The organism is Psychrobacter phenylpyruvicus DSM 7000 = NBRC 102152 (assembly GCF_000685805.1).
Classification (GTDB): domain Bacteria; phylum Pseudomonadota; class Gammaproteobacteria; order Pseudomonadales; family Moraxellaceae; genus Psychrobacter; species Psychrobacter phenylpyruvicus.
The window spans coordinates 1-2805 of the sequence record NZ_JMKP01000072.1 but is presented as its reverse complement, the minus strand read 5'-3'; the positions used below and the strand labels follow the sequence as shown (position 1 = coordinate 2805).

3 protein-coding genes are annotated in these 2805 nt (G+C 32.5%); 2 read left to right on the top strand and 1 reads right to left on the bottom strand.

Annotated elements, in window-relative coordinates:
* Nucleotides 1–295 precede the first annotated feature (295 nt).
* Complete coding sequence (locus G561_RS0113290; protein ID WP_028859966.1) at nucleotides 296–1054, top strand: hypothetical protein; 759 nt, start codon at nucleotides 296–298, stop codon at nucleotides 1052–1054.
* Nucleotides 1054–1533, top strand: coding sequence for a PIN domain-containing protein (locus G561_RS14800; protein ID WP_051584571.1), 480 nt, complete (start codon nucleotides 1054–1056; stop codon nucleotides 1531–1533). The genes G561_RS0113290 and G561_RS14800 overlap by 1 nt, the downstream gene beginning before the upstream one ends.
* Nucleotides 1534–1742: 209 nt before the next feature.
* Here G561_RS14800 and G561_RS0113280 read toward each other — a convergent pair whose 3' ends face one another.
* Entirely contained in the window at nucleotides 1743–2696 is a 954-nt protein-coding gene (locus G561_RS0113280) for an ATP-dependent DNA helicase (RefSeq protein WP_228707634.1), read from the bottom strand.
* Between the last annotated feature and the right edge of the window lie 109 nt (nucleotides 2697–2805).

Sequence of the window (2805 nt, the reverse complement as noted above, 5' to 3'; positions counted from 1 at the left end):
GTTCGGCTAGTTTTTTTAGTTCTGTTTGTTTTGTCATTGCTTATTCTCCTTTACTATGGATTATAAGCAGTTACACAAAGTTTAGGAAAGTCTCGTTTTATTGATTCACAAACATTAATTTCTATTTAATACAGTTATATTCATCTTTTTGTTTATTAAATAAATCTCAACTCTAAATTTCAATAACTTACCTAAAAGGTATCAAAGCTTGCTAAACTAGTTCTATATACTTAACTACTAGTATGACATCTTACATCATCTGCTGACTACACTCACCGATTAACAGGAGGGCGATATGACTGATAAACCTAAATTCGTCCTAAAACTATCCGGTATCAACTTAGACCGTATTAAAGCTGGCGATATTGGTCGTCTGTTAAATGACTTTTGCAAACTATTAGATGATGACTTTCTGTTTTTTGAGGCTATTTATCCTGGTTCTGCTGTACTCAAAGTAAGTACAGAGCCTGAGTATTATGATGAAAAACTCGATAAACTGAATTCAAATATTACTCGGCAAGCTCCTGCTTTGGAAGATATCAATAAGGTTTTGCGTGGCTATTCAAAAACCAATAAAGAGATTAAAGCTTCAATTTTAGCGAGTAGAACGGCTGTCAATGATAAAGATATGGAGCTTATCCATCAGATTGATTACTGCAAACCTATTACCAACACCTTCAAACAGAATGAAACTTTAATTGGTAAGCTGATAAAGCCTGCTCATGGTAAAGATGACACTGATCACTTTACAATATTATTAGCCAATAACATCTACCTATCTATTGCTGTTTCAAAAGAAATGTCTTTAAGCCTAGCTCAACATCTTGAGTCATTATGGTGCTTTGATACTCTAATTAAGTTTACAGGTATCGCTAAATATAAAATCAAAAATAAGTATGACATTAATTTAGTCGACTTTAAGGCCACTAGTTACGAGATTATTGATAACAAGACAACGGGTAAAGCTTGGATGACCGCATTTATCGAACAAGGCGATAGTGGCTGGCAAGCACTTGATGATCCTATATCGGTTTGGCTTGAGGAACGCCATTGATGATAATAATGGTGGATAATAATTTTCTAATCAAGCTATTAGACGATAAACAGATATACCGTGTATATAGTCAATACTTCGAACGCAATAACATCACTTTGGCACTTCCAACACCTGTTTTAGCAGAGTTCCTCGTGAAAGATAACAATTATAAACGCACAGATTTTTTGACTAAAACAAATCCATTTATGCAGATCCTTGATTTTGACCAGAAGTGTGCTCGTGTGAGTGCTGATATTTTCCGAGACTTATTAGATAGTGAATTTTTCAAGGAAATAAATAGGACGCAAAGGCAGGTTGTCAAAGTTGATATACAAATTTTAGGTATGGCAGTTGCTAACGGTATTAAGCAGGTTTATACATCCGATCCAGAAATAAAGCAGATAACTGAATTACTTACTGAACTTCCTATTACAATTATTGACTTTGAGAAGGATGAATTAGCTGACTTACCTTTATTAAAAGACCTTAATAAATAATTTCTTCGATTATTGTCTTAAGCTTTGAATCAATACCAACCCTGTCTTTAACTAATTTATCCTTCTGTTTGTATCACTAACAAGATGCATAAATACCTTTGTATATATCTATTCTGATATAGTATTTCATTGAAGTAGCACCAACTATTAACTCGTATTTTTACAAGTCAACTATTATAAGTATTTACAAAGAATATTAAGATTGATATCTAAGTTGAGTCTTTAAGACTTTTTAAAAATTTCACATCCTTAGAAAAATTTTTTTTGGTAAAGCTATCGAATACGGACTTTTCGGTTTCAGGTGTCCAATAAATTTTCAAATCTTCTCGAGCTCTTGTAATAGCAGTATAAAAAATATTATGAGTAATCATATCTTCAACGTCATTGGTTATAACAATCTTAACTGACTTGTACTCAAGACCTTGTGCTTTATGAATTGAAACTGCGTAAGCTATTTGGAATGGGACTATAGCATCAGAATAATCCCCATCCTCATCTGAGCCTGGATGTTTACTTACTTTAAACTTTATAACTGAATTGCCATTTTCTTGGCTAGGTAATAGTTCGAAATCATAACCTATCGCTTCAATTTCATTAATGGCTACATCTAAAGCTATAGAAAAATATATTTCATCATATAATTTTTCAACATTAACTATCCTTCCTTTCATATTATTATGAATAAGTGGTGAAAAGCGCTCCACTTCATTAAATAAAATAGGGTCATCAATTTTGTATGTATTCACACCCCAATAAACTGGTTGGTTCTGATTGATACCTTGTAAAAACTTATTCAAATTATTAATACCATATATACCGTCATAATTTAGACATAATATAATTTCATCATCATTAGGTGTATTAAGGATTGAATTATCAAGTGGAACAGAATATCCATGCTTTACAATTAGTTCTAATATCGCCTCATCTAACTCCCTAACTCTATTCCACACAGTTAATAAGTTCTCATTATTTGTTCGATATGGTGTTTCCAACTGTAGAACTGAATCATCGTCAACAAAATCTCTAATAATACTAAACCAATTCCCAAATCTAATTGATTCTATTTGAAAGGTGTCACCAACTAAAACTAACAGTTTAGTTTCAACTTTATCCAAGATTTGTTTCATATCTTTGTTTGAAACAGTACTGCACTCATCAATAACTAGAATGTCATAACTGAACCGCCCCGGGATTGTCGGAGACTCAATTTTCTGAGAGAATACGACAATGAAAACACGAAACTATACCCCTGAAATGAAAGAGCGAGCC

What these genes read in the sequence shown, in the direction of transcription:
- G561_RS0113290 (WP_028859966.1), top strand. Translation starts at nt 296, where the DNA reads ATGACTGATAAACCTAAATTCGTCCTAAAACTATCCGGTATCAACTTA.
- G561_RS14800 (WP_051584571.1), top strand. Translation starts at nt 1,054, where the DNA reads ATGATAATAATGGTGGATAATAATTTTCTAATCAAGCTATTAGACGAT.